Annotated in this window: 5 protein-coding genes; all 5 read left to right on the top strand. The window is 26.3% G+C overall.

Annotated elements, in window-relative coordinates:
• Positions 1-43: 43 nt before the first annotated feature.
• The 5 genes from M8044_RS02325 (at position 44) to tmk (ending at position 2,684) form a co-directional block, all read left to right on the top strand.
• A complete protein-coding gene (locus M8044_RS02325; RefSeq protein ID WP_273585443.1) occupies positions 44-250 on the top strand; it encodes an SVM family protein in 207 nt (68 codons plus the stop codon).
• 12 nt (positions 251-262) lie between these two features.
• Complete coding sequence (locus tag M8044_RS02330; RefSeq protein ID WP_273585444.1) at positions 263-400, top strand: hypothetical protein; 138 nt, start codon at positions 263-265, stop codon at positions 398-400.
• A gap of 55 nt (positions 401-455) precedes the next feature.
• Positions 456-791: an SVM family protein gene (locus M8044_RS02335; protein WP_273585445.1), complete on the top strand. Its 336-nt coding sequence runs from the start codon at positions 456-458 to the stop codon at positions 789-791.
• A gap of 567 nt (positions 792-1,358) precedes the next feature.
• Positions 1,359-2,000 carry a YqaJ viral recombinase family protein gene (locus M8044_RS02340; protein WP_273585447.1) on the top strand — a complete coding sequence of 214 codons (642 nt, stop codon included), beginning with the start codon at positions 1,359-1,361 and terminating at the stop codon, positions 1,998-2,000.
• A gap of 42 nt (positions 2,001-2,042) precedes the next feature.
• Positions 2,043-2,684 carry a dTMP kinase gene (gene tmk / locus M8044_RS02345; RefSeq protein ID WP_273585446.1) on the top strand — a complete coding sequence of 214 codons (642 nt, stop codon included), beginning with the start codon at positions 2,043-2,045 and terminating at the stop codon, positions 2,682-2,684.
• Positions 2,685-2,942 lie beyond the last annotated feature (258 nt).

Consider the following 2,942-nt stretch of genomic DNA (forward strand, 5'->3'; position numbering starts at 1 on the left):
ATGTTAAATTTAAAGAAATAAAAATAAAAAGGAGATTTTTTTAATGTTTAAATTACAAAATCAATTTAAAATAATAAGTATTTTTTTATTTATTTTATTAGGAATATTATTTATAAATAATAATAAAAAATTATATGCTTTTCCTGCAATAGATTTAGATGCAAGAAAAATTCAACTTGAAGAAGAAATAAATAGTTTAATGACACAATTAAATCACGTTTTTAATAATACTAATTTAGAACCTCAATAACCTTTCAACATAATGGTTATTATTTCAAAAAGATTAGAAACAACCAGTGATCAACTTTCAATGATAAATCAACAAATAATTGAACGCGATCAATATAATTTACAAAGAAAAATCAACCAAAATCAATCAATTCATCATAGAAGACGTTAAAATAATTTAAAGTATGTTTTATTTTTTTATTATAATATCGAAGGAGATTTAATTAATGTTTAAATTAAAAAATCAATTTAAAATAATAAATATTTATTTGTTTATTTTCTTAGGATTATTATTTATTATTAATAATCAGAAAGTTATGGCAATGGAGAATAATTCTAAAGACAAATTAAAAAAAGATATCGATATTATAGAGGAAGCAATAGATACATTAGAGGAAAATGTTAAATATTTCACAAAAAAAGGAATTCAAATTAATTTAAATAAATTAACCAAATTGTTCTCTAATAACAAAAAAAGAAATATATATCAGCAACAAAATATTGTGTTAACTTCACAACCTCATAAAAAGAAAAAACAACAATACGTTAGAAATAATAAATAATGCTAATAATCCATAAATTACCTCGACAAAATCTTATTTTATAACCAAAGGCCCTCCTAAGGGTCTTTTTTTATTTAACAACACACAACAATTGGAAAGGAAACAAAAACTATGTTAATTAAAAAAATCTTTCAATCTCTACCTAATCATCTCATTTTTTTCATCATTACCTTACTTTCATTTCTTCCAATTATCACCATTTATTATGTCATTAAGTTCTATCTTTTCACTGTTAAACTAAGTATTCACCAACTAAAACAAGGAATAATGGTTCAATTTTACCAATATTTAACCACGAAGCGACCAAATTATCATGTGGAATTTAATTAATACTTGGTTAACTAAGTTAAACAACAACCTTAAAACTATCAGTCATTATTTCTTTACTTATCAAAATCAATGGTTAAACTTAGGTTTATTAACGATTATTTTATTATTTCTCCCCCATCTTTTATATCTAATTGATTTTCTTTTTAAATGTCTTTATCACCTTTTTCGTTTCTTTTATTATTTAGGAAAATATCTTTTATTATTATTAAAAAAAATTTTTAAGAAAGAATGAATATTATGCGGATTAAAAACTTAAATCAAAGAACCAAATTATGGTATCAACACCGAAAAAAATATATTAACGCTTCCGAAATCGCTTCCATTACGGGGTTAGATCCCTTTCGTTCCATGGAACAGTTAGTTCATGATAAACTCTTTGGCACCACTTTTACCGCTAATCAATATACATTACATGGACAAAAAATGGAACCCATCGCTCGCGAGTTTTTCATTCAAAAAACTAATTTAACTTTTGAAGACACCATTTTCACTGATAACCAAGTTAACCTTTTTTCCGCTTCTTTAGACGGCTACAACGAACAACATCAAGCTGTTTTAGAAATTAAATGTCCTTTCGTTAACGAAAACCAAGAAGTATCATCCACTTGGACTAGTTTTTTAACCAATCCTCAGTTAGAAAATATCCCCAAATACTACTGGGCCCAAGTTCAATGTCAACTCTATTGTAGCCAAGCGAACTTCGCTTACTTTTTAGTTTATTTTCATGACACTAATTATCATGTAGTGCGGATTTTTCAAGATAATCAATTTATCACGAAAATGATTCAAGATAGTCAAAAATACTTAACCCTTTTCACTAAAGCCAAAGAAGAATTAGAAAAAACCACTTATTTAAAACAATTAAGGAAAATCAAATAATTAATTAATACTTTGAGACCTTCAAATCGAAGGTCTTTTTTTATGCCCAAAATTAGAATCAAAGGAGAAAAAATCATGAAATTAATCGTTTTCGAAGGCTTAGATGGCAGCGGAAAAACTTCTCTTATCAATTCCCTTCAACCCCAATTAAAAACCCCTCATCAACTGTATCAAGGCTTAGGGAGTAGCTCTCTTGGGAAGGAAATTAGAGATTTATTTTTAAATTTTCAACAAGTAAATTATCTCACTCGTTTTTATTTAAGTCTCACCAATATGGCTCAAATCCAAGCGGAATTATTTAAAAACCAACAATTAATCATCTTAGACCGTTGGTTACCATCCACTTATGCTTACCAATTATTTCCTTTTTCTAAGGAAAAGAAACAACTTTTAACTTTAAAAAAGATCTTTAAGCTGAATCACGAAACTATCTTAAAAAAACCCGATTTATTAATTTATTTAGATATTGACCCGCTCATCGGAAAAAACAGAAAGAAGAAACAAAAAAACCATCAAAGAGATCTGATCGAAAGACAATCATTAACTTATTTTCAAACGGTTCGTCAAGGATACAATCATTATCTCACTCATTATACTAGCGACATTAAGAAATTAATCTTAAATGGAAGCAATCCCATTCCATTCAATATTCAAAAAATTATGAAATATCTAGGAGAAAGATAATGGCTATTGTTATTAAGAAAAAATGTCAAAACGGTAATCTCTATTTTTATTACCATAACGGAAAAATTAAAACCATCAAACCTGATGGAACCATTACTTGGAAAACGAAAAAAATTAAGAAGAAAAGACCTTAAAACAAGGTCTTTTTTTATTTAGAAAAGGAGGAAACAAGATGTTAACTAACGAAGATTTTTACCACATTAAACAATTCAATATCAACACTCAATGTGTTAATATTTTAAAAAAACTTTTTCATAA

The sequence above is a fragment of the Columbia Basin potato purple top phytoplasma genome (genome assembly GCF_028595955.1).
In the GTDB taxonomy this organism is placed as follows: Bacteria; Bacillota_I; Bacilli_A; order Acholeplasmatales; family Acholeplasmataceae; genus Phytoplasma.